This window comes from Rhizorhabdus sp. GW822-FHT03C02, from assembly GCF_058801765.1.
Genome location: NZ_JBXANN010000006.1, coordinates 284,195 through 306,972 on the forward strand (window position 1 = coordinate 284,195; position 22,778 = coordinate 306,972).

The window sequence follows — 22,778 nt, forward strand, 5'->3', positions numbered from 1 at the left end:
GGTCGATGCGGATCGCCCGTTGGTCGAACCGTGTCATGCCGCGCTTCGCGCACGCAGGCCGCGCCGCTGCCGGACGGCGAGCGCGAGCCGGTCGAGCAGGTCGACCGAGCTGTCCCAGTCGACGCAGGCGTCGGTGATCGATTGGCCATAGGTCAGCGGTCGGCCGGCGATCTGGTCCTGGCGTCCGGCGACCAGATGGCTCTCGATCATCACGCCGGCGATCCGGTCTTCGCCGATAGCGATCTGATCGCACAGACTGTCGACGACGCCGGGCTGATTCTCGTGACGCTTGCCGCTGTTGCCATGGCTGGCGTCGACGACCAGCCGCTCGGCCAGGCCCGCCCGCGCGAGTTCGGTGCAGGCGGCCGCGATCGATTCGGCATCGTAGTTCGGCGCGCGGCCGCCGCGCAGGACCACATGGGCATCCTCATTGCCGCTGGTCGTCGCGATCGCGGCGCGGCCGTCGCGGTCGACCGCCAGGAAATGATGCGGATGGCGGGCGGCCAGCACGGCATCGACCGCCACCTTCACATCGCCGTTGGTGCCGTTCTTGAATCCGACCGGGCAGGACAGGCCCGACGCCATTTCGCGATGGATCTGGCTCTCGGTGGTACGCGCTCCAATCGCGCCCCAGGCGACCAGATCGGCGACATATTGCGGTGTGGTCACATCGAGAAATTCGCAGGCGGCCGGAAGATCGAGCGCGGCGATGTCGAGGAGCAGTCCGCGCGCGATACGCAGCCCCTTGTCGATCCTGAAGCTCCCGTCGAGATCGGGATCATTGATCAGCCCCTTCCAGCCGACCGTGCTGCGCGGCTTTTCGAAATAGACCCGCATCAGGATCTCGAGTTCGCCCGCATGGCGCTTCCGCTCGGCCGCAAGGCGACGGGCATAGTCGATGGCCGCGTGCGGATCGTGGATCGAGCAAGGACCGATGATCACCGTCAGCCGATCGTCGGTCCCCGCCAATATGTCGTGGATGGCGGTTCGGGTGCCGCCGACGAGATCGCGGACGGCCGGGCTGGCGGGGGCTGCGTCGATCAGCGCCGCCGGCGGCGGGAGCGGGTCGAGGCGAAGGATGCGAAGATCGTGGGTGGTGTCGTGCATGTCGGGCTCCTTGGGATCGGGAGCTGGCGGACATGAAAAAGCCGCCAGGTCCCTGGCGGCTGGCGGGAGGTTCGGCTTGGTTGAACTTAGGCCGAGCGATCCTCTGCCGGCGCCAGGGGCGTCGGAGTGCCGAAATACCAAAAATAAAACTGGCTGGCGGCGAGGATCATGGCGCCATGCTATGTCCGAATCGCGCCGATGTCCATCCGCGCGGCGGCGACAGATCTCGACCGCGCGGGAGCGCCCCGTCAGGCGCGGGCGAAGGCCAGTGCCGCGAGGTCGGTCTCGGTCACCACCAGTTCGGTCTCGTCGACGATCGAACGCAGCACCGCCGCCTCGAACGCCAGCACCGCGGGCAATTCGGCGATATCGAGGTCGCGCTCGGCGAGCCAGGCGGCAAAGGCGATGGCTTCGTCGCTGGCGTAGAGCGACGGCGGCACGCAGGCGGCATAGTCGGCGAACAGGCGGTCGAGCGCTTCGCCGTCGAGGGCGGCGACGAGCAGGCGCATCGCATGGCTGAGCAGGCTGGTCATCACCCCGCGGCGGAAACGGTCGACCAGCGCGCGGTAGAGGTCGAAGCCGGGGTCGGCGGCGAAACCGGCGGCCTCGTCGGTGGCATGCGGCGCTGCAGTTCCGGCGGCGGCGGGCAGCATGGCCTGCGCGATCACGCCTTCCCATTCGCGCACGCTGATTCCGGGGGTGCTACGCAGCCAGACCGGCGCGGGGTGGCGGTCGACGGGGCGCGGTTCGGGCGGGCGCCGTTCCCATAGCCGGTGCAGCGTCTCGATCTGCTCGAGCAACGCGACCTCGCCGAAGCGCTCGGCGCGATCGGGCGCGATCTCGAACAGGATCGCCCCGACATTGGGCAGATGCGGCATGATCTCGGCGGCGATCGCCACGAGGTCGGGATCGATCGCGCCGCCATGCGCATCGAGCCACCAGCGGCCATGCGCTTCGCCGCCCGCGAGATGGACCTCCCACACCCGGTCGAGCGGCAGCGCATCGATCACCGAGGCGATGCTGCCGCGGCCGTTGCGCTCGTTCGCCCAGAGATTGTGGAGATCGAGCAATATGCCGCAATCGGCCTGCTCGGCGATGCTGGCGAGAAAGGCGCCGTCGGGCATCTCGCTCTTGCGCGGCGCGAAATAGCTGACCCCGGTCTCGAAGGCGATCGGCCCGCCGATCGCATCGCGCCGGCGCCGTATATTGGCGGCGGCCAGCGCCGCGCCCTCCTCGCTCTGGCAGGGCGGCATCAGGAAACCGAGCGGCAGGCCCTCGCCGCGGACATTGACGTCGAGCAGGCTGAGATGCTCGCTGGTCCAGGGCGTGGAAAGCCGATCCATCCAGTGGAGAAATTCGGGAATATGGCGATGCTGGTCGCACCAGCGGCCGGCGAGCGGGGCGCCGACGCCATGCAGCAGCTTCGCCTGGGGCAGGCTGGCGAGTCGGGCGATCGTGGTCGCGCTGCCACGGGGAAAGGCTCCCGGCGCGGTCGACCGGATCCACATCGTCTGCGGCTCGACCTCGGCGACCCGAATCAGGTCAGGGTGCCGGCGGAAGATCTCGTCGAGCGCCGGCAGATAGACCGCGCCCGGCCCAAGCGAAGGCACGGGCGCGGCCATATCAGCGAGCGACCGCGAGCGCGCCGACTTCGAACGTGCGCGGATTGACCGCGAGTTCGAACTCATGCGTGAAGCGGATGTCGAACCCCGACAGACAGGCGGCGCATCCGAGATGCCCCAGGACATTGTCGATCACCTTGTGCACCTGATCGACGCCCTTGAGCGGGGCGGCCAGCCGGACGGTCACTGCCCGGTCTTGCAGAGTAGCCATGCAACTTCTCCTACTGTTACCCGTCGCCCCCAACTCCGGGCGACAAGCGCACAATAGGATCATCGATTCGGCGAAACCGTGAGCCCGGTCACGCCAACATCATGCAGCCAATCGATTTTCTTTCGAGGCTCTTGTGCCATGCGCTGCCCATTTCCCTCGTCACCCTGAACTTGTTTCAGGGTCCACCGTGCGACAGGGGCGCGATCCCGAGGGGAAGAGTGGATGCTGAAACAAGTTCAGCATGACGGCTATGGAAGCGTCGGTAGCGCGACCTACTTCTTGCGGGTGAAGTCGATCGAAACGACGTTCGATCCATCCTCGACCGGCTGGACGGGGACATCGTTGCTACCGCTGCTGTGGCCGACTTCCTCGCCATCGTCGTCGGCTTGCGACTGGAACTGCAGCGCGAAATTGACCGCCGGATCGACGAAGCCGGTTACCGCCGCGAACGGGATGATCAGCTTGGCGGGAACCTGGTTGAACGACAGGCCGACCTCGAAGCCCTCGGGCTTGACCTTGAGATCCCAGAAGCGGTTCTGGATGACGATCGTCATCTCGTCGGGGAAACGCTCCTGGAGATGCCGGGGGATATCGACTCCGACGCCCTGGGTCTTGAAAGTGATGTAGAAATGATGCTCGCCGGGCAGGCCGCCATTTCTCTCGACTTCGCCGAGCACGCGGCCGACCACCGCACGCAGGGCCTCCTGTACGATCTCGTCGTAGGGAATCAGACTGTCGGGCGCTTGGTCGCTCATAATGCCGTAGGTGAACGTTGGGGATGGCGGGGTCAAGTCGTGCGTTGCAGCATGAGCCCGAGCCGCTATAGCGGCGCCGTTCCGGTGTGACCCCGGGGCAACATATGGGCGGGCAATATATAGGGCAGGCCATGCGGACGGCGACGATCACACGCAAGACCCATGAAACCGATATCGCGGTCGAACTCGATCTCGACGGCACCGGCGTCTACGACGTCGCCACCGGCATCGGCTTTCTCGACCATATGCTCGAACAGCTTTCGCGCCATTCGCTGATCGACCTCAAGGTCCGGATCGCGGGCGATCTTCATGTCGACCAGCACCACACCACCGAGGATAGCGGCATCGCGATCGGCGAGGCGCTGGCCAAGGCGCTCGGCGACAAGCGTGGCATCACCCGCTACGGTCAGGCCTATTCGCCGATGGACGAGACGCTGACCCGGGTCGCGCTCGACATCTCGGCCCGGCCCTGGCTCGTCTGGAAGGTCGGCTTCACCAGCCAGCGGCTCGGCGAATGGGACACCGAACTGATCGAGCACTGGTTCCAGAGCTTCGCGCAGGCGTCGGGCATCACCCTGCATGTCGAGAATCTCTACGGCAGCAACAACCATCATATCGTCGAGAGCTGCTTCAAAGGGCTGGCGCGGGCGCTGCGGATGGCGGTCGAGATCGACCCACGCAAGGCCGATGCGATCCCGTCGACCAAGGGTATGCTTGGGGGCGCGGGTGTCTGAGACGATCGCGCTCATCGACTATGGCGCGGGCAATCTGCGGTCGGTCGAAAATGCGCTGAAGGCGGCCGGGGGCCATCCGACCGTCACCGCCGATCCCGAACTGGTCCGCACCGCCGATCGCGTGGTGTTGCCCGGGGTCGGGGCCTTCGCCGCCTGCATGGGCGGGCTCGTGGCGATTCCCGGGATGGTCGAGGCGATGGGCGAGGCCGTGCTCGGCAAGGGGCGACCTTTCCTCGGCGTCTGCGTCGGCATGCAGCTGCTCGCCGATGCCGGGCATGAATTCGGCAGCACCCCAGGGCTGGGGTGGATCGCCGGCGACGTGCGGATGATGGTGCCCGCCGATCCGGCGCTCAAGATTCCGCATATGGGCTGGAACGATGTCCGGCCCGCGACCCCGCACCCGCTGATCGTGCCCGGCGAGGCCTATTATCTGCACAGCTTCGCTTTCGAGGTCGCCGATCCGCTGCACATGATCGCGACCACCGATCATGGCGGCCCGATCGTCGCCGCCGTGGGGCGCGACACGATCGTCGGCGCGCAGTTCCATCCCGAGAAGAGCCAAGCTTATGGCCTCGCCTTTCTCGACCGATTCCTGAAGTGGAAGCCATGAGTTTCACGATTTTCCCGGCGATCGATCTCAAGGGCGGACAGGTCGTGCGCCTGCTCGAAGGCGATATGGACCGCGCGACCATCTATGGCGACGATCCGGCGGGCCAGGCGAAGCGCTTCGCCGACCAGGGATCGGACTGGCTCCATGTCGTCGATCTCGACGGCGCCTTCGCCGGCAAGGCGGTCAATGCCGCGGCGGTCGAGGGCATCCTCAAGGCCTTTCCGGGCAAGGTCCAGCTCGGCGGGGGCATCCGCGACCGCGCCGGCATCGACCGTTGGCTCGGGCTCGGCGTCTCGCGGGTGATCATCGGCACCGCCGCGCTCGAAAATCCCGACCTGGTGAAGGGCGCCGCGAAGGATCTGCCCGGCCGCATCGTCGTCGGCGTCGATGCGCGCGACGGCTTCGTCGCGACCCACGGCTGGGCCGATGTCTCGACGGTCAGCATCTACGATCTCGCCGATCGTTTTGCCGATGCCGGGGTCGCGGCATTGCTGTTCACCGACGTCGGCCGCGACGGGCTGCTCAAGGGCTGCAATGTCGAGGCGACCGTCGCGCTCGCCCGGCATGCCTCGATCCCGGTGATCGCCAGCGGCGGGGTCGCCTCGATCGACGATGTCCACGCGCTGCTGCCGCATGCCGGCGACGGCATCGAAGGCGTGATCACCGGCCGTGCGCTCTATGACGGCCGTCTCGATCTCGCCGAGGCGATCCGGGTCGCCCGGACCGGACGGCCTGCATGACCGTCCGCGTCCGCATCATCCCCTGCCTCGACGTCGACAATGGCCGGGTGGTCAAGGGCGTGAACTTCGTCGACATCGCCGATGCCGGCGATCCGGTCGAGCAGGCGCGGGTCTATGATGCGGCCGAGGCCGACGAGCTGTGCTTCCTCGACATCACCGCCAGCCATCAGGGGCGCGGCACGATCATCGATGTGGTCGCGCGCACCGCCGCGGTCTGCTTCATGCCGCTGACCGTCGGCGGCGGGGTGCGTACCGTCGAGGATGCCCGCGCGCTGCTGCTCGCCGGGGCCGACAAGGTCGCGGTCAATTCGGCGGTGGTCGCCCGGCCCGAACTGTGCGCCGACATGGCCAACCGGTTCGGCGCGCAATGCGTGGTCGGCGCGATCGACGCGCGCGCGACCGGCCCGGGCAAATGGGAAATCTACACCCATGGCGGGCGCAAGCCGACCGGGATCGACGCGGTCGATCATGCCCGCCGCCTCGCCGAACTCGGCGCCGGCGAGATATTGCTGACCTCGATGGATCGCGACGGCACCCGCGACGGCTATGATCTCGCGCTGACGCGCGCGGTCGCCGATGCGGTGTCGGTGCCGGTGATCGCCAGCGGTGGTGTCGGGAATCTTGACCATCTCGTCGACGGAGTGGTGCGCGGCGGCGCGAGCGCGGTGCTGGCGGCCTCGATCTTCCATTTCGGGCAGTATAGCGTTGCCGAGGCGCGCGCGGCGCTGCGCCGTGCGGGACTGCCCGTCCGCAGCTGACCGGGGTTTTGCCGCGAAACTGTCGGCAGTCTTTACACCCGCCACCGATTGCAGGCGATTGTAAATTGTTAAAGGCCGGTAAACCGTGCCTCTTCACCGGCTGGCACGATTCCTGCGGTAAACGTCCCGGGAACCATCCGGGTGCGTCGCGCCCTCTGGGGGAGGCAGCTCGATGACGAGGATGGCGTTCAGGTTGATGGCATTGGTGACCATGATCGGCGTGACGTCGCCGGCCTGGGCTGGCTGGCTCGATGTCGACCAATGGCTGCCTGAACTCCCGCAACCAAGCGCGCTCGGTATCATGGGCCTCGGGGTCCTTGGTCTGGTCGTCGGCCGCTATGCGAGCCGGAAACGCGGCAATCCTTCGGATCAGCCGCCGCGATAAGCGTTTGCTCTGGTTAGTCGACACCCGTCCGCTCGGGGGGGCGGGCGGGTGTCGCAAATTGCGCCGGATTTTCGTCCGGTACGCGTGCGCCATATAGGATTTGACCTTTGTCGCGCGTCTCCCGATGTACCGCGGCATGTCCGATACCCTCTCCAGGCTCGAATCGACCGTCATCGCGCGCAAGGCCGCCGATCCCGGGTCATCCTATGTCGCCTCGCTTTTCGCGAAGGGTACTCCGAAGATCGCGCAGAAGCTCGGCGAGGAAGCGGTCGAGGCGGTGATCGCGGCGATGGCCGGCGATCGCGCGGGTCTCGTCGGTGAAGCCGCCGACCTCCTCTTCCATCTGACCGTGTTGCTGGCGGACCAGGGGGTACCGGTCGCCGAGGTGATGGCCGAGCTCGATCGTCGCGAGGGGATGTCCGGGCTTGCCGAAAAGGCCGCGCGCCCGAAAGGCTGATCATCCAACCCAGATCAATGGAGTTTCCATGCCGATCGATGCCACCCTTCCCTATGACGACGGCAATATCTTCGCGCGGATCCTGCGCGGCGAGATTCCGAGCCGGAAGGTCTATGAGGACGAGCATGCGCTCGCCTTCCACGACATCAACCCGCAGGCGCCGGTCCACATATTGGTGATCCCCAAGGGCCCTTATGTGTCGTGGGACGATTTCAGCGCCAACGCGTCGGATCGCGAGATTTCGGGCTTCGTCCGCGCGGTCGGTCATGTCGCGCGCGAGAATGAACTGGTCGAGCCCGGTTACCGGCTGCTCGCCAATATCGGCAAACATGGCCATCAGGAGGTTCCGCACCTCCATGTCCATCTGTTCGGCGGGCGCCAGTTCCGTGCGATGATCCCGCGCGAAGACGGGTGATTTGCCCGGTTCCGCACCGTTCGGCTTTGCCGAACCGCAAGGGTGCTTGCGCCGCGCGCAGGAACGGTTAGGCTCCCCTTCCCATGACCGCCGGTGCTTAGGGACACCGGCGTAAAGGGAACCCCGCATGATATTTGGGCGCGTAAAGTCTCTCGACGCCATTTTGGCGACAGCCGCCAAGAAATCTCTCCACCGTTCGCTCGGTGCCTTCCAGCTGACCATGCTCGGTATCGGCGGCATCATCGGAACCGGCATCTTCGTTCTGACCGCAGAAGCGGCGCAGAAGGCCGGTCCGGGCATGATCCTGGCCTTCATCATCGCCGGTTTCGTCTGCGCGGTCGCAGCCCTCTGCTACGCCGAAATGGCGGCGATGGTCCCGGTTTCGGGGTCGGCCTACACCTATAGCTATGCGGTGATGGGCGAACTGGTCGCCTGGATGGTCGGCTGGGCGCTCGTCCTCGAATATGCGGTCGCCGCTGGTGCGGTGTCGGTCGGCTGGTCGGGCTATGTGGTCGGCCTGTTCCAGGCGCTGACCGGCATCCATGTGCCCAGGGACCTGGTGCTCGGGCCGATCGACGGCGGCATCGTCAACATCCCCGCCGCGATCATCGCGCTGCTCGTGACCTGGCTGCTGGTGCTCGGCACCAAGGAAAGCGCGACGATCAACGCTGTCCTCGTCGGCATCAAGATCGCGGCGCTGGCGCTGTTCGTCATCCTCGCGCTGCCGGTGATCCATCTCGAGCATTTCGAGCCGTTCGCACCGACCGGTTTCGGCGGCATCTCGGCCGCTGCGGCCTCGATCTTCTTCGCCTATGTCGGCTTCGACGCGGTCTCGACCGCGGCCGAGGAAACCAAGAACCCGCAACGCAACATGCCGATCGGCCTGATCGGGTCGCTCGGCATCTGCACGATCTTCTACATGCTCGTCGCCGCCGGCGTGATCGGCACGGTCGGCGCACAGCCGATGATGAGCAATGGCGTGGCGCTTCCGACCGGTTCGGCGCAGCTGTCGCAGGCCTGCTCGGCGATCGGCGACAACGCCGTGGTCTGCTCGAAGGAGGCGCTGGCCTGGACGCTGCGCCAGATCGGCTGGCCGCAGATCGGCAACCTGCTCGGCCTCGCCGCCGGTCTCGCGCTGCCCTCGGTCATCCTGATGATGATGTTCGGCCAGACCCGCATCTTCTTCGTGATGAGCCGCGACGGCCTGCTGCCGGTGGTGCTGTCGAAGGTCCATCCGCGCTACAAGACTCCGCACGTCATCACGATGATCACCGGCGTGTTCGTCGCCCTGTTCGCGGCGCTGTTCCCGGTGGGAGCGCTTGCCGACATCTCCAACTCGGGAACGCTGTTCGCCTTCCTGATGGTGTCGATCGCGGTGCTGGTGCTGCGCAAGACCGATCCGGATCGTCGCCGTCCGTTCCGGACCCCGGCGATCGCGGTCGTCGCGCCGCTGTCGGCGGTGGGTTGCGTCTATCTGTTCTTCAGCCTGTCGGCTTACACGATCACGCTGTTCTTCAGCTGGGCGGCGATCGGCCTGGTGGTCTATTTCCTCTATGGCTATCGCCGGAGCCATGTCGGCCTCGGCCTCGACGAGGTGCACGAGACCGATCCAGACGTGCCGTCGCCGCCGGTTTTGTAATCGCCACTAGCTATTGGAAATCATGGGGTCGCCCGTCTCCGGACCGGCGGCCCCTAATTTTGTAGTCGCCGCTCGATTAATGCCGCGACGTCTTCCTGCGCGCGGAAACGCGGGCCGATGCGGGTGATGATCTCGCCCGCCGCGACCGACGCCATCCGTAGCGTGCGGGCGATGTCGTGGCCGCCGAGCAGCCCCGCGAACACGCCGGCCGCGAACACGTCGCCGGCGCCGGTGGTGTCGACGATAGCCCCGGCCGGTTCGGCGGGGGTATCGTGCCGTACGCCGGCCTCGACCGCGACCGCGCCATCGGGACCGCAGGTGACGATCGCCAGCGGCACCTGCGCGCCGATCGCGACCAGCGCCGCATCGAAATCGGCGATGCCGGTCAGCGCTTTCAACTCGCCGTCATTGGCGAAGAGGATGTCGATCTTGCCGTCGGCGATCAGCGCGCGGAAATCGTCGCCATGCTGCTCGATGCAGAATTCGGACGACAGGGTGAAGGCGATCTTGCGGCCGGCGGCCCTTGCCGCGGCGATCGCCTCGGCGGCGCGTGCGCGCGGCTGGTCGGTGCGCCACATATAGCCCTCGACATAGAGGATCGCGCTGTCGGCGATCAGCGCCATGTCGAGCGAGCCCTCGGGCAGATATTCCGACGCGCCGATCGCGGTGTTCATCGTCCGGTGGCCGTCGGGATGGACGATGATCAGGCAGCGCCCGGTCGGGGTGCCGTCGGCGAGCGGCTTCACCGGAAAGGCGATATGCTCGCGCGCCATGTCGTCGGCGAACAGGGTGCCGAGCCGGTCGTCGCCGACCTGGCCGACAAAGGCGCAGCGCGCGCCGGTCGCGGCGAGTGCCGCGAGCGTGTTCGCGGCCGAACCGCCGCTGACCTCCTCGCACACCCCCATTTCCTTGTGGAGGACGACCGCATGATGCGGCGCGATCGGGCTCATCAGCCCTTTCTGGAGACCGCGCGCGACGACGAATTCGTCTTCCTGGTGGCAGAGCACGTCGACCAGCGCATTGCCGATGGCGACGATATCGAAACGAGGCTCGGACAGGGACGGTCTCCGAAAACGCGGTTGTGCGGGGGATATGGTCGCGGACTAGCCGATTTCCACCGTCCTAGCCAAGCGGCGCTTCGTCACGTGGCGCTTGCAAGTGTGGTATGAAGATGCTGTGCCGGCGGCCATGAAGATCCTTGCCCCGTTCCTGTTGTCCGCGAGCCTGCTGCTGTCGGCCTGCGGCCCGACCACCGCGCCCGTCACCGTGTCCGCGGCCCCGCCGCCGGTGCGGGTCGAGGCCGGGCTCGATCGGGTGATCGGCCAGGATGCGCGCGCGCTGGTGATCCTGTTCGGCACCCCCAATCAGGATGTGCGCGAGGATCCGGCGCGCAAGCTCCAATATGCCAGCAATGTCTGCGTGCTCGACGCCTATCTCTACCCCAAGGCGCCGGGCCGCGAGCCGGTCGTGACCCATATCGACACCCGTCTGCCGACCGGCGAGGATGTCGACCGCGCGTCGTGCATCGCCGCGCTCAGCCGCCGCAAGGAAGCGCGCTAGATTTCCTTTGTTTTCCGCATTCTCCGAGTCGTCAGGTGATTCCACCTGACTAGAGAATGCTCTAAGCGTCGAGCGCCGCCGCCAGTTCGTCGAGCCAGACCTTCGCCGTCCCGTCCGACGGCGCGCGCCAGTCGCCACGGGGCGACAGCGCCGCCGCGCCCGAGACCTTCGGGCCGTTGGGGATCGCCGAGCGCTTGAACTGGCTGATCTCGAAGAAGCGGAACAGGAAGCTTTCGAGCCATTTGCGGATCGTCGCCATGTCATAGGCATTGCGCGCGTCGGCGGGAAACTCGATCGGCCACAGCCCTTGGTCGGCATCGTGCCAGGCATGCCAGGCGAGGAAGGCGATCTTCGACGGCGGCAATCCGAGCCGAGCGACATGGTGCAGGAAGAAATCGTGCAGCTCGTACGGCCCGATCTTCGATTGGGTGCTCTGGATCGCGCCGCTGGCATCGGCCGGAACCAGCTCGGGCGAGATTTCGGTGCCGAGGATCGCGGTCAGGATGTGGTCGGTTTCGGGATCGAACTGGCCGGTGCGCACGCACCAGCGGATCAGGAACTGGATCAGCGTCTTGGGCACGCCGCCATTGACCGCATAATGGCTCATCTGGTCGCCGACGCCGTAGGTGCACCAGCCGAGCGCGAGTTCGGACAGGTCGCCGGTGCCGATCACGAAGCCCTTGTGGTGATTGGCGAGGCGGAACAGATAATCGGTGCGCAAGCCCGCCTGCACATTTTCGAAGGTCACGTCATAGAGTGCCTCGCCGTCGGCGAAGGGGTGATGCATGTCGGCGAGCATCTGCCGCGCCGCCGGGCGGATATCGATCTCCTCGGCGCTGATCCCGAGTGCGCGCATCAGCGCCCAGGCATTGGCCTTGGTGTCCTCGCCGGTCGCGAAACCCGGCATGGTGTAGCCGAGGATGCGGGTGCGCGGGATACCGAGCCGGTCGCAGACCTTGGCGGCGACGATCAGCGCATGGGTCGAATCGAGTCCGCCCGACACCCCGATCACCATCGTTTCGCTCTTCGTCGAGGCGAAGCGCTTGGCGAGGCCGGCGACCTGGATGTTGAACGCCTCGTAGCAGTCGAGATCGAGCTTCCCGGGATCGGCGGGCACAAACGGGAAACGCGCGATCGGACGCCGCAGGCCGATATCGGCGAAATCGGGCGCATGCGCGAAGCCGATCCGGCGGAAGCGGGTTTCGGGATGGCCATGGGCTGCGGCGCAGTCGTTGAATGTCCCCATCCGCATCCGCTCGAGCCGCAGCCGGGCGACGTCGACATCGGCGCCGATCAGCTCGGCGGCGTCGCCGAACCGGCTCGATTCGGCGAGCATCTCGCCGAGTTCGTGGATCATCGCCTGGCCGTCCCAGGCGAGGTCGGTGGTGCTCTCGCCGGGGCCGCTCGCCGAATAGACATAGGCCGCGCAGGCCCGCACCGACTGCGATTCGGCGAGCAGCGCGCGCTCGCGCGCCTTGCCGATGATGATGTTCGACGCCGACAGGTTGCACAGGATCAGCGCCCCGGCCATCGCCCCCATCGTCGACGGCGGCAGCGGCGCCCAATAATCCTCGCAGATCTCGACATGGAAGACGAAGTCCGGGAGATCGTCGGCGGCGAAGATCAGGTCGGGGCCGAACGGCACGGTCTGGCCGCATAGCGCCATCTCGATGCCGCTCAGGCCATGGCCGAGCGCGAACCAGCGCTTCTCATAATATTCGCGATAATTGGGCAGGAAGCTTTTGGGGACGACGCCGAGGATGCGCCCGCGGGCGATCACCACCGCCGTATTATAGAGCCGCCCGCTGCGCCGGATCGGCGCGCCGACCAGCAGCACCGTCTTCAGGTCGGCGGTCGCCGCGACGAGCCGGCCGAGTTCGGCCTCGACCCGCGCGAGCATCGCGTCCTGAAGGTGGAGATCGTCGATCGCGTAGGAGGACAGCGCCAGTTCGGGCAGCACCAGCAGGTCGGCGCCTTCGGCATCGGCCTGCCGTGCCAGATCGAGGATCGCGGCGGCGTTGGCGGCGACATCGCCGACGCTGGCGACCGGGGTGCCGGCGGCGACGCGGATGAAACCATGGCGATGGATCGACGAGAAGGGGGCGGATGCGGTCATGCGCCCGCCTTACAGGACGGGGCAGGGCGATGCCAAATCGTTAGCGGGTAGACGCCGCGCCCAGCGAATGAGCGAACACCCTCACACCGCCGGGCGGTCGCCCGGTTCGGCGATCAGCACCCGGTTCCGCCCCGCTTCCTTGGCACGGTAGAGCGCCGCATCGGCGCGACGCAGGATAGAGACCGGCGAATCCTGGGCTTCGAGCGCGGCGATGCCACCCGAGAAGCTGAGCTTGCCGAGCGACTGGCCGGTGTTGGTGACCTTGAGTTCGCGCGACGCGATCGCGGCGCGAACGCGATCGAGCACGAGGCTGGCGTCCTGCGGGCTGCAGCGTTCGAAGATGACGACGAATTCCTCGCCGCCATAGCGGGCGACGAAATTCTCGGTGCCCGCGCGCGCCAGCGACGCGCCGACGAACTTGATCACCTCGTCGCCGATCTGGTGGCCATGGGTGTCGTTGAACAGCTTGAAATGGTCGATGTCGCAGATCGCGATCGAAACCGGCGTGGCCGAACGCTTCGCATTCTCGACCGCCTGGCGAAGGTGATGGTCGAGCGCGCGGCGATTCGGCAGGCCGGTCAGCGGATCGCTGTTCGCGGTGCGGTGCGCGGTCGCGAGGTCGTCGTGGAGCGACTTGATATGGGTTTCGGTTCGGCGAAGCTCGTCCTCGGCGGCCTGTGCCTTGTCGATCATCGTGCGGGTGAGTTCGACCAGCGTCTCCATTGCCTTGGTCGGCCCGGCGACGGCGAGATCGGTGCTCTGCAGCGCCGCGCCATAATCGCGGGCATCGTCCCCCGACTTGGCGACGATCGCGGTCACCTGTTCGACCAGCCCGCGTGCATCGCCGGCCATCCGGTTCAGATCCTCGCCCGACAGGCCGCCGCACTGCGCGGTGATCGCCGATATCGCACCCTGGGTCAGGCGACCTTCGCGGCGAATCGCCTTGTCGACCAGTCCGATCAGCTCGCGGTCGGCACCGATCAGATAGCGGTGGCAGATATCGAAATTCTCTGGCGACGGCTGCAAGGCGTTGTCGAACAGCAGCTGGCCGATCTTGTCGTACAGCCGCCGCCATTCGTCTCGTTGTGCGGACGCTTCAATGATCCGTTCTTCGCGCAACCGACCTACCCCGTCTTTGACCGGCTTTTGCTACCCCCTGCTTTGATTACATCCGGTTAACGCGACGGGCGCGCAACGATCAGAATCTGCGCCATTGCCCGGTTTCCATCCACGACAGCAGCGGCTTCAGCGGCAGGATCCAGACGATGCCCGCGATCAGATAGACCACTGCCTGCGCCAGCGCGGGGAGCCGTTCGATCAAAGGTGATGCGAACAGCACGATCAGCGCCCAGACCATGATGATCGTCAGCATCAGCAGGACGCCGGCCGGCTTGCGCCAGCTTGGTTCGCTCATTCGGTCACGCCTGTTTGCGCATCGGCCATCATCATGCCCTTCTCGGTGCAGACCGCGTCGAGCGGCACATCCCATGGATCGCGGGGAATAGAGCCGACCTGCTGCACGGACCAGCCGATTCCGATACGCATTGCCTGGCGGTTGGCGGCAAAGGCCCGGTCATAATGGCCGGCGCCCTGGCCAATCCGCCCCAGCCGGGCATCGAAGCCGAGCAGCGGCGCGAGGATCAGGTCGGGGCGCACCTCGTCGGCATAAGCACGTGGCTGGATCAGCCCCGCCCAACCCGATTCGACCGGGTCGCCCGGCGCCCAGCGCAGGAAGCGCATCTCGCCCGCGCGGTCGACGACATGGGGAAGGGCGGTGACAAGGCCGTGCGCGGCGGCGGCTTCGAGCATCGGCGTTGCGGACATCTCGGCCCCCAGCGACCAATAGCCGGCGACGCAGAACCGGCCTTCGAGGAACGGGGCGAGATGGCCGGCAGCCTTCGCCTCACAGGCGCGGCGCGCATCGTCGCCCATCGTCAGGACGCACCCGTCGCGCGCTGCGCGGAGCTGCGCACGCAAGGCGGCCTTGGTGTTCGGTTCAGCCATGGGAAATGATATTCCCCCGGGAAAAGGCGGGTGGCGGGACCGCCATGGTCGTTTCTGGAATATCCTCTGACGCCAAGTACGTCAGGTGGGGACCATATGCATCAGACCAGGATCTGAACAGGGACAGCCCCCATGGAAGATGAATCGCCTCAGGGATGTTCGCTGCAGTTCGTGCCGGGCAGTACCCGCCGCATCGATATGTAATCGCGATGCGGCCGACTCTCAAGGGGGGCGCTACGCGGGCCCCTCCAGCCGCGCCGCCAGCCGCTCGACCCGTTCCGCCATCCGTTCGATGGCGACCGCGATCGCGGGGTCGGCCTCGGCCGCTTCTTCCTTGCGGGCGACCGCGGCGGCGCCGCGCATATCGTTGAGTTCGTCGGCGATCAGCAGCGCCGACAGCAGCAGCGTGCGGGCCTCGGTCATCTCGCCGATCGCGCTGGTGATGTCGCCCGCCTTCATATCGACCATCCGCGCGAGGGCGCGTAGCTGATCCTCCTCGCCGTCGCGGCAGGTGAGCTTGTAGCGGCGGCCCGCGACCGAGACTTCGACCTCCGCCATCAATGATCGCCCAGCAGGCGGTCGAGCCGCTCGATCGCCGATTCGGTGCTCTCGCGCAGGGTGCGATGGCGCTCGGCCAGTCGGAACAGCGCCTCGCTTTCGTCGTGCGACAAGGGCGGCGGGCTGGCGTCGACCCCGGCTTCGACCCGAGCGAGCGCGCGCTCCAGTCTGCCCAGTGCAAGGATCAGCCTTTGATCGGTCATCATCGGCAGGAATAGCAGGCTGCGCGATGCCCGCAAGCGGCAGAAACATCGTCGTGGCGCGGCCCGGCAGGGTCCAGCGCGGTTGACCTTGCGGGCTACAGGCGACAAAGGGTCCGCGCGGGGGCTCGGAATCAACCTTGCCCTGCACCTCCGGTTCTTTGACGACAGAAGGCGCCTTAATGACGATTACATCGAAGCAGCTCGCAAACGCCATTCGCGCGCTATCGATGGATGCGGTCCAGGCCGCCAATTCGGGCCATCCCGGCATGCCGATGGGCATGGCCGACGTCGCCACGGAGTTGTTCACCGGCCACCTCAAATATGATCCCGCGCAGCCCAAATGGGCCGATCGCGACCGCTTCGTGCTGTCGGCGGGCCACGGATCGATGCTGATCTATTCGCTGCTCCATCTGACCGGCTATGCCCGCCCGACGATCGAGGACATCGCCAATTTCCGCCAGCTCCACAGCCCGTGCGCCGGGCATCCCGAGAATTTCGAGCTCGCCGGGATCGAGGCCACCACCGGCCCGCTCGGATCGGGGCTCGCGACCGCGGTCGGCATGGCGATCGCCGAACGCCATCTGAACGCGGTCTATGGCGACGATCTGGTCGATCACCGCACCTGGGTGATCGCCGGCGACGGCTGCCTGATGGAAGGCATCAACCATGAGGCGATCGGTCTGGCCGGGCATCTCAAGCTCGGCAAGATGATCGTGCTGTGGGACGACAACCGCATTACCATCGACGGCGCGGTATCGCTGTCGTCATCCGAGGACGTTCTCGCCCGCTACGCCGCGACCGGCTGGCATACGGTGAAGTGCGACGGGCATGATCCCGTGAGCATCAATGCCGCGATCGAGGCCGCCAAGGCCGATCCGCGGCCGTCGATCGTCGACTGCACGACGATCATCGGCTATGGCGCCCCCAACAAGCAGGGCACCTCGGCGACCCATGGCGCCGCGCTCGGCAACGACGAGGTCGCGGCCGCCCGCGTCGCGCTCGACTGGCCGTCGGCGCCGTTCGTCATCCCCGACGACATCAAGGCGGCCTGGGCCGCAGCCGGCCAGCGCGGCACCCCGGTCCGCTCGGCCTGGGAAGCGCGCCTCGTCGCCAGCGCCGATCGCGCCGAGTTCGAACGGCGCATGGCCGGCATCCTGCCCGCCGGTTTCTCGCTCGACGCCTATCTCCAGGATCTGATCGCCAACCCGCAGAAGGTCGCGACCCGCAAGGCGTCGGAGATGGTGCTGGGCACGATCAACGTGCAGATCCCCGAGACGATCGGCGGTTCGGCCGATCTGACCGGATCGAACAACACCAAGACCAAGGGCCAGGCGCCGTTCACCGCCGACGATTATGCCGGCCGCTATATCTATTACGGCATCCGCGAATTCGGCATGGCCTGCGCGATGAACGGCCTGGCGCTCCACGGCGGGGTGATCCCCTATGGCGGCACCTTCCTGGTCTTCTCCGATTATGCGCGCGGTGCGATCCGCCTCGCCGCGCTACAGCAGATCCGGTCGATCTTCGTGATGACCCATGATTCAATCGGCCTGGGCGAGGATGGTCCGACCCACCAGCCGATCGAGCATCTGATGAGCCTGCGGGTGATGCCGAACCTCGACGTCTATCGTCCGTGCGACGTGATCGAGACCGCCGAATGCTGGCAGCTCTCGCTCGAAAAGGCGACCGGCCCGTCGCTGCTGGCGCTGTCGCGCGAAGGCCTGCCGCAGCTGCGCACCGATATCAGCCGCAATTTCTCGGCGCTCGGCGCCTACCGCCTCAAGGCGGCGTCGGCGCCGCGCAAGGCGGTGCTGATCGCGAGCGGTTCGGAGGTCGAGATCGCGGTCGCGACCGCCGCGAAGCTCGAGGAGGCCGGAATCGGCGCCGACGTCGTCTCGATGCCGAGCTGGGAACGGTTCGACGCGCAGGACGAGGCCTATCGCGACGATATCCTGCCGTCCGACGCGCTGCTCGTCTCGATCGAGGCCGGCACGACGATCGGCTGGGAGCGCTATGTCGGCCGCAAGGGACTGCGCTTCGGCATCGACAGCTTCGGCGCCTCGGCACCGGTCAAGGCATTGTACGACCATTTCGGCCTGACGGCCGACAAGATCGCCCCGCGGGTCATCGGGGCACTCACGAACAACTGAGGAGTATTGGGCATGGCAGTTAAGGTTGCGATCAACGGTTTCGGGCGCATCGGTCGCCTGGTGGCGCGTGCGGTCCTGGCGAATCCCGGCAGCGGACTCGAACTGGTCGCAATCAATGACCTCGCCGATGCCAAGTCCAACGCGCTGCTGTTCAAGCGCGATTCGGTCCATGGCCCCTATCCGGGCACCGTCGAAGTCGACGGCAACGACCTGATCATCGACGGCAAGCGCATCAAGGTTTCGGCCGAGCGCGATCCGGCGAACCTGCCGCACGCCGCCAACGGCGTCGACATCGCGCTCGAATGCACCGGCTTCTTCACCGATCGCGAATCGGCGCAGAAGCATCTCGATGCGGGCGCCAAGCGCGTGCTGATCTCGGCCCCGGCCAAGGGCGTCGACCTGACCGTCGTGTTCGGCGTCAACAACGACAAGCTGACCGGCGAGCATGTCATCGTGTCGAACGCGTCGTGCACCACCAACTGCCTGGCGCCGGTCGCCAAGGTCCTCAACGACGCGATCGGCATCGAACGCGGCCTGATGACCACGATCCACAGCTACACCAACGACCAGAAGATCCTCGACCAGATCCACAGCGACATGCGCCGCGCGCGCGCCGCCGCGATGTCGATGATCCCGACCACCACCGGCGCCGCCCGTGCGGTCGGCGAAGTGCTGCCTGAGCTCAAGGGCAAGCTCGACGGTTCGGCGATCCGGGTTCCGACCCCGAACGTCTCGCTGATCGACCTGACCTTCACCCCGAAGCGCGACACCACCAAGGAAGAGGTCAACGCGTTGCTCAAGGCGGCGTCGGAGAGCGGCCCGCTCAAGGGCATCCTCGGCTATACCGACGAGCCGCTGGTCTCGATCGACTTCAACCATGATGCGCATTCGTCGACCGTCGACAGCCTCGAGACCGCGGTGCTCGAGGGCAAGCTGGTCCGGGTGATGAGCTGGTACGACAATGAATGGGGCTTCTCGAACCGCATGGTCGACACTGCCAGCGCGATCGCCAAGTTCCTCTGATCGAATGACCGCGCCCGCCGCTACCATCGCTGTTCCGGCGTTCGCCGGGCCGGCATGCGTGGCGCGGAGCGGACAAGGCGCGGCCGCCCGAGCGATCGGGCGGCCGTTCTTGCATGTGCCGATCATGGCGCACCCGATCATCGACATTCAGCCTGAACAGACTGGGGAAACAGGATGAGCTTCAAGAGCCTCGACGATATTGGTGATGTGAAGGGCAAGCGCGTGCTGGTCCGCGAGGATCTCAACGTGCCGATGGATGGGGGCCAGGTTACCGACGATACCCGCCTGCGCGCGGCGGCCCCGACGATCGCCGAGCTGGCGGACAAGGGCGCGATCGTGCTGATCCTCGCCCATTTCGGCCGCCCCAAGGGCGAGCGTAACCCCGAGATGAGCCTGGCGATGGTCACCAAGCCGCTCGAATCGGTGCTGGGCCGCGAGGTCCGCTTCATCGGCGACTGCGCCGGCGAACAGGCCGAGGCCGCGGTCGCCACGCTGGAGCCGGGCACGATCGCGATCCTCGAAAATACCCGCTTCCACAAGGGCGAGGAAAAGAACGATCCCGAACTCGCCAGGGCGATGGCGAAGCTCGGCGATCTCTATGTCAACGACGCCTTTTCGGCGGCGCACCGCGCGCATGTCTCGACCGAAGGTCTCGCCCATCTGCTGCCGGCCTTCGCCGGCCGGTCGATGCAGGCCGAACTCGAGGCGCTCGAAAAGGCGCTCGGCAAGCCCGAACATCCGGTCGCCGCGGTCGTCGGCGGCGCCAAGGTGTCGACCAAGCTCGATGTGCTCAAGCATCTGGTCGCCCGGGTCGACCATCTGATCATCGGCGGCGGCATGGCCAACACCTTCCTCGCCGCGCGCGGGGTCGATGTCGGCAAGTCGCTGTGCGAGCACGACCTGAAGGATACCGTGCTCGAGATCCTCGAAGCCGCCGACAAGGCCGATTGCACCGTCCATCTGCCGTATGACGTGGTGGTGGCGAAGGAATTCCGCGCCAACCCGCCGGTCCGCACCGTCAACGTCCACGAAGTCGCCGCCGACGAGATGATCCTCGACGTCGGCCCGTCGGCGGTCGAGGCGCTGGGCGATGCGCTCAAGAATTGCCGCACGCTGGTGTGGAATGGGCCGATGGGCGCGTTCGAGATCGCGCCGTTCGACACCGCGACCGTCGCGCTCGCCAAGACCGCGGCGGCGCTGACCAAGAGCGGTTCGCTGGTGTCGGTCGCGGGCGGCGGCGACACCGTCGCGGCGCTCAACCATGCCGGCGTCGCGAAGGATTTCACCTTCGTCTCGACCGCGGGCGGCGCTTTCCTCGAATGGATGGAAGGTCGCGAACTGCCGGGCGTCAAGGCGCTCGAAGACTGATTTCGGGCCGTTGCGCTGGGGTGCGTCAACGGCTGTATGGGGCAATATAAACTGTGGAGTATCCGATGAGCATCACGCCGATCGTCAAGAAGATCCTTTCGGGTTATGAAAGCGACAATCCCGGGGTGAAGGCGAATCTCGCCCGCATCCTGAACCAGGGCCGCCTGGGCGGCACCGGCAAGCTCGTCATCCTGCCGGTCGATCAGGGGTTCGAACATGGTCCGGCCCGCAGCTTTGCGATCAACCCGCCGGCCTATGACCCGCATTACCATTATCAGCTCGCGATCGACGCGGGGCTCAGCGCCTATGCCGCGCCGCTCGGCATGCTCGAGGCGGGGGCCGACACCTTCGCCGGCCAGATCCCGACGATCCTCAAGGTCAACAGCTCGAACAGCTGGGCGACCTCGATCGATCAGGCGGTGACCGGCACCGTCGACGACGCGCTGCGTCTCGGCTGCTCGGCGATCGGCTTCACCATCTATCCGGGTTCGGATCATGTCCTCGAACAGATGGAAGAGATTCGCGAGCTGTCGGCGCAGGCCAAGGCGGTCGGCATCGCGACCGTGATCTGGTCCTATCCGCGCGGCGGCGACATCTCGAAGGCGGGCGAGCTCGGGCTCGACGTCGGCGCCTATGCCGCGCACATGGCGGCGCTGCTCGGCGCGCACATCATCAAGGTCAAGCTGCCGAGTGACCATATCGAGCAGGCCGACGCCAAGAAGGCCTATGAGGGCTTCGATTCGTCGACCCAGGCGAAGCGCGTCGCGCACGTCGTGCAGAGCTGCTTCGCCGGCCGTCGCATCGTCGTCTTCTCGGGCGGTGCGGCCAAGGGCGCCGACGCGGTCTATCAGGACGCGCGCGACATTCGCGACGGCGGCGGCAACGGCTCGATCATCGGCCGCAACACCTTCCAGCGCCCGCGCGACGAAGCGCTGGCGATGCTCGACAAGATCGTTTCGATCTACAAGGGCGAGGAATAAGTCCGGTGGCGCGGGGGCGGGGCGGGCGGTCGAACGCCTGTTTCGCTCCCGCGTCGCTTTCTGCCGCGTGCGGCCTCGTGCCGTGACGGGGCAGCCTGTTCTCCCGGCCAACCCGCTGGCCTTCGCCTATCATCGCGCGGTTGCGCCGATGCTCTGGGTACTGGTCGCCCTGGCCGGCTGCGAATTGCTGGTCGCGCATGTACTGGTCGCGATCTGGAGCCACCGGGCGGCCGTCATCCTGTCGCTGCTGAGCCTGTCCGGCATCGTCTGGCTGGTGTGGGCGATATGGTCGTTCAAGACGATGCCCGTCCTCGTGTCGACCGACCGGCTGACGCTGCGGGTCGGCCGGATCAAGCGGATCGAGGTTCCGATCGGCGTCGTGGCCGGACTCCGCGAAAGCTGGGACGGCGCCGCCATCAAGAACCGATCGGTGCTCAACCTCGCGCTGGTCGCCTATCCCAATATCGTGATCGATCTGCGCGAGCCGGTGATGACGGGCGGCCCGTTGTCGCGGCCGGTCGCTGCGGTCGCGCACCGGCTCGACGATCCGCAGGCCTTTGCCGCTACGCTCGCGACGATCCTGCGGGCTCGCGCGCAAGAGGCGGCTTTCGCCTGAATGCCGACACGGCTAGGGAGGCGGTATGAACGATCCCGATCTCGATTTCGACGATGACGACCTGGCGCTCGATCCCGGCTTTGCCGACCGGTTCGAACGCGACCCCAAGCGTCCGCCCTGCCAGCTCTACCTGATCTCGCCCCCGGCGATCGACGCTGGATTCGCCGCGACGCTGGCCGCCGCGCTCGAGGCCGGCCCGGTGGCGGCGTTTCAGCTCCGGCTGAAGGGCATCGACGATCATGCGGTCGCCGAACTCGCGCCGCCGCTGCAGAAGATCTGCGCCGATCATGAGGTCGCGTTCATCGTCAACGACAGCATCGGCCTCGCCAAGCGGCTCGGCGCCGATGGCGTCCATCTCGGTCAGGACGATGGCGACCCGCGCGATGCGCGCGATGCGTTGGGCGCCGATGCCCAGATCGGCGTCACCTGCCACGACAGCCGCCATCTCGCGATGGAAGCGGGCGAGGCGGGCGCCGACTATGTCGCCTTCGGCGCCTTCTATCCGACGACGACCAAGGACACCGAGCATCGCGCCGATCCCGCAATCCTAGGCTGGTGGTCGACCGTGTTCGAAATCCCCTGCGTCGCGATCGGCGGCATCACCCCCGACAATGCCCGCCCGCTGGTCGAGGCCGGTGCCGATTTCCTCGCGGTGTCGGGTGCGGTGTGGAATGACCCCGACGGTCCGGCGGCGGCGGTGAAGAAGTTCGCGGCGGTGATCGCGGCGCGATAGCATCGGTCATCTCGGCGCAGCGAGTTGCGTCGGA

The 22,778-nt window shown here is 66.7% G+C and carries 26 protein-coding genes; 15 read left to right on the forward strand and 11 right to left on the reverse strand.

The features are described from left to right. Window positions 1–33: 33 nt before the first annotated feature. From AC1RM6_RS17345 to AC1RM6_RS17360, 4 genes are all read right to left on the reverse strand, one after another. Window positions 34–1,107 carry a 3-deoxy-7-phosphoheptulonate synthase gene (locus AC1RM6_RS17345; RefSeq protein ID WP_493103406.1) on the reverse strand — a complete coding sequence of 358 codons (1,074 nt, stop codon included), beginning with the start codon at window positions 1,105–1,107 and terminating at the stop codon, window positions 34–36. Window positions 1,108–1,355: 248 nt separating this feature from the next. Then, the gene (locus AC1RM6_RS17350; RefSeq protein ID WP_493103408.1) at window positions 1,356–2,717 is read right to left on the reverse strand and encodes a multinuclear nonheme iron-dependent oxidase; all 1,362 of its coding nucleotides are present in this window, start codon (window positions 2,715–2,717) and stop codon (window positions 1,356–1,358) included. 13 nt (window positions 2,718–2,730) lie between these two features. Further along, complete coding sequence (locus AC1RM6_RS17355) at window positions 2,731–2,940, reverse strand: hypothetical protein (RefSeq protein WP_493103410.1); 210 nt, start codon at window positions 2,938–2,940, stop codon at window positions 2,731–2,733. Window positions 2,941–3,212: 272 nt separating this feature from the next. Continuing rightward, a complete protein-coding gene (locus tag AC1RM6_RS17360) occupies window positions 3,213–3,695 on the reverse strand; it encodes an SspB family protein (RefSeq protein ID WP_493103411.1) in 483 nt (160 codons plus the stop codon). Between the two features lie 131 nt (window positions 3,696–3,826). Between AC1RM6_RS17360 and hisB the strand changes: the two genes are divergently transcribed. The 8 genes from hisB to AC1RM6_RS17400 all read left to right on the forward strand — a co-directional run bounded on the left by hisB (window position 3,827) and on the right by AC1RM6_RS17400 (window position 9,433). Next, entirely contained in the window at window positions 3,827–4,429 is a 603-nt protein-coding gene (gene hisB / locus AC1RM6_RS17365) for an imidazoleglycerol-phosphate dehydratase HisB (protein WP_493103413.1), read from the forward strand. Further along, window positions 4,383–5,039: an imidazole glycerol phosphate synthase subunit HisH gene (gene hisH / locus AC1RM6_RS17370; RefSeq protein ID WP_493103415.1), complete on the forward strand. Its 657-nt coding sequence runs from the start codon at window positions 4,383–4,385 to the stop codon at window positions 5,037–5,039. The genes hisB and hisH overlap by 47 nt, the downstream gene beginning before the upstream one ends. Then, window positions 5,036–5,779: a 1-(5-phosphoribosyl)-5-[(5-phosphoribosylamino)methylideneamino]imidazole-4-carboxamide isomerase gene (gene hisA, locus AC1RM6_RS17375; protein ID WP_493103417.1), complete on the forward strand. Its 744-nt coding sequence runs from the start codon at window positions 5,036–5,038 to the stop codon at window positions 5,777–5,779. The genes hisH and hisA overlap by 4 nt, the downstream gene beginning before the upstream one ends. Then, entirely contained in the window at window positions 5,776–6,537 is a 762-nt protein-coding gene (gene hisF / locus AC1RM6_RS17380; RefSeq protein ID WP_493103419.1) for an imidazole glycerol phosphate synthase subunit HisF, read from the forward strand. The genes hisA and hisF overlap by 4 nt, the downstream gene beginning before the upstream one ends. A gap of 196 nt (window positions 6,538–6,733) precedes the next feature. After that, on the forward strand, window positions 6,734–6,922 hold the full coding sequence (locus AC1RM6_RS17385; RefSeq protein ID WP_493103420.1) for a PEP-CTERM sorting domain-containing protein: 189 nt from the start codon (window positions 6,734–6,736) through the stop codon (window positions 6,920–6,922). Between the two features lie 136 nt (window positions 6,923–7,058). Beyond that, complete coding sequence (locus AC1RM6_RS17390) at window positions 7,059–7,379, forward strand: phosphoribosyl-ATP diphosphatase (protein WP_493103421.1); 321 nt, start codon at window positions 7,059–7,061, stop codon at window positions 7,377–7,379. Between the two features lie 28 nt (window positions 7,380–7,407). Beyond that, on the forward strand, window positions 7,408–7,794 hold the full coding sequence (locus AC1RM6_RS17395) for a histidine triad nucleotide-binding protein (RefSeq protein ID WP_493103423.1): 387 nt from the start codon (window positions 7,408–7,410) through the stop codon (window positions 7,792–7,794). Between the two features lie 127 nt (window positions 7,795–7,921). Continuing rightward, the gene (locus AC1RM6_RS17400; protein WP_493103424.1) at window positions 7,922–9,433 is read left to right on the forward strand and encodes an amino acid permease; all 1,512 of its coding nucleotides are present in this window, start codon (window positions 7,922–7,924) and stop codon (window positions 9,431–9,433) included. Window positions 9,434–9,486: 53 nt separating this feature from the next. Here AC1RM6_RS17400 and AC1RM6_RS17405 read toward each other — a convergent pair whose 3' ends face one another. Beyond that, complete coding sequence (locus AC1RM6_RS17405) at window positions 9,487–10,383, reverse strand: adenosine kinase (protein WP_493103426.1); 897 nt, start codon at window positions 10,381–10,383, stop codon at window positions 9,487–9,489. A 238-nt stretch (window positions 10,384–10,621) separates the two neighbouring features. On the opposite strand from AC1RM6_RS17405, the gene AC1RM6_RS17410 reads away from it, so the two are divergent. Continuing rightward, complete coding sequence (locus tag AC1RM6_RS17410) at window positions 10,622–10,993, forward strand: hypothetical protein (protein WP_493103428.1); 372 nt, start codon at window positions 10,622–10,624, stop codon at window positions 10,991–10,993. Window positions 10,994–11,054: 61 nt separating this feature from the next. Here AC1RM6_RS17410 and AC1RM6_RS17415 read toward each other — a convergent pair whose 3' ends face one another. The 6 genes from AC1RM6_RS17415 to AC1RM6_RS17440 all read right to left on the reverse strand — a co-directional run bounded on the left by AC1RM6_RS17415 (window position 11,055) and on the right by AC1RM6_RS17440 (window position 15,910). After that, the gene (locus AC1RM6_RS17415; protein ID WP_493103430.1) at window positions 11,055–13,109 is read right to left on the reverse strand and encodes an NAD(+) synthase; all 2,055 of its coding nucleotides are present in this window, start codon (window positions 13,107–13,109) and stop codon (window positions 11,055–11,057) included. A gap of 81 nt (window positions 13,110–13,190) precedes the next feature. Then, complete coding sequence (locus AC1RM6_RS17420; protein WP_493103432.1) at window positions 13,191–14,228, reverse strand: GGDEF domain-containing protein; 1,038 nt, start codon at window positions 14,226–14,228, stop codon at window positions 13,191–13,193. Between the two features lie 79 nt (window positions 14,229–14,307). Then, a complete protein-coding gene (locus tag AC1RM6_RS17425; protein ID WP_493103434.1) occupies window positions 14,308–14,523 on the reverse strand; it encodes a DUF2842 domain-containing protein in 216 nt (71 codons plus the stop codon). Next, on the reverse strand, window positions 14,520–15,113 hold the full coding sequence (locus AC1RM6_RS17430; protein ID WP_493103436.1) for a 5-formyltetrahydrofolate cyclo-ligase: 594 nt from the start codon (window positions 15,111–15,113) through the stop codon (window positions 14,520–14,522). The genes AC1RM6_RS17425 and AC1RM6_RS17430 overlap by 4 nt, the downstream gene beginning before the upstream one ends. 234 nt (window positions 15,114–15,347) lie before the next feature. Then, window positions 15,348–15,671: a cell division protein ZapA gene (locus AC1RM6_RS17435; protein WP_493103438.1), complete on the reverse strand. Its 324-nt coding sequence runs from the start codon at window positions 15,669–15,671 to the stop codon at window positions 15,348–15,350. Further along, window positions 15,671–15,910, reverse strand: a complete 240-nt coding sequence (locus tag AC1RM6_RS17440) for a hypothetical protein (RefSeq protein ID WP_493103440.1) — start codon at window positions 15,908–15,910, stop codon at window positions 15,671–15,673. The genes AC1RM6_RS17435 and AC1RM6_RS17440 overlap by 1 nt, the downstream gene beginning before the upstream one ends. Before the next feature lie 143 nt (window positions 15,911–16,053). Here AC1RM6_RS17440 and tkt point away from each other — a divergent pair, with 143 nt between their 5' ends. The 6 genes from tkt to thiE all read left to right on the forward strand — a co-directional run bounded on the left by tkt (window position 16,054) and on the right by thiE (window position 22,744). Further along, entirely contained in the window at window positions 16,054–18,024 is a 1,971-nt protein-coding gene (gene tkt / locus AC1RM6_RS17445; RefSeq protein WP_493103442.1) for a transketolase, read from the forward strand. Window positions 18,025–18,036: 12 nt separating this feature from the next. Beyond that, window positions 18,037–19,047: a type I glyceraldehyde-3-phosphate dehydrogenase gene (gene gap / locus AC1RM6_RS17450; RefSeq protein WP_493103444.1), complete on the forward strand. Its 1,011-nt coding sequence runs from the start codon at window positions 18,037–18,039 to the stop codon at window positions 19,045–19,047. 174 nt (window positions 19,048–19,221) lie between these two features. Continuing rightward, window positions 19,222–20,415, forward strand: coding sequence for a phosphoglycerate kinase (locus tag AC1RM6_RS17455; RefSeq protein ID WP_493103446.1), 1,194 nt, complete (start codon window positions 19,222–19,224; stop codon window positions 20,413–20,415). A 65-nt stretch (window positions 20,416–20,480) separates the two neighbouring features. Continuing rightward, entirely contained in the window at window positions 20,481–21,395 is a 915-nt protein-coding gene (locus tag AC1RM6_RS17460) for a class I fructose-bisphosphate aldolase (RefSeq protein WP_493103448.1), read from the forward strand. Between the two features lie 82 nt (window positions 21,396–21,477). Continuing rightward, window positions 21,478–22,011 (forward strand): hypothetical protein, encoded by a 534-nt coding sequence (locus AC1RM6_RS17465; protein WP_493103450.1) that lies wholly within the window; start codon window positions 21,478–21,480, stop codon window positions 22,009–22,011. A gap of 25 nt (window positions 22,012–22,036) precedes the next feature. After that, the gene (gene thiE, locus AC1RM6_RS17470; protein WP_493103452.1) at window positions 22,037–22,744 is read left to right on the forward strand and encodes a thiamine phosphate synthase; all 708 of its coding nucleotides are present in this window, start codon (window positions 22,037–22,039) and stop codon (window positions 22,742–22,744) included. The last annotated feature ends 34 nt before the right edge of the window (window positions 22,745–22,778 follow it).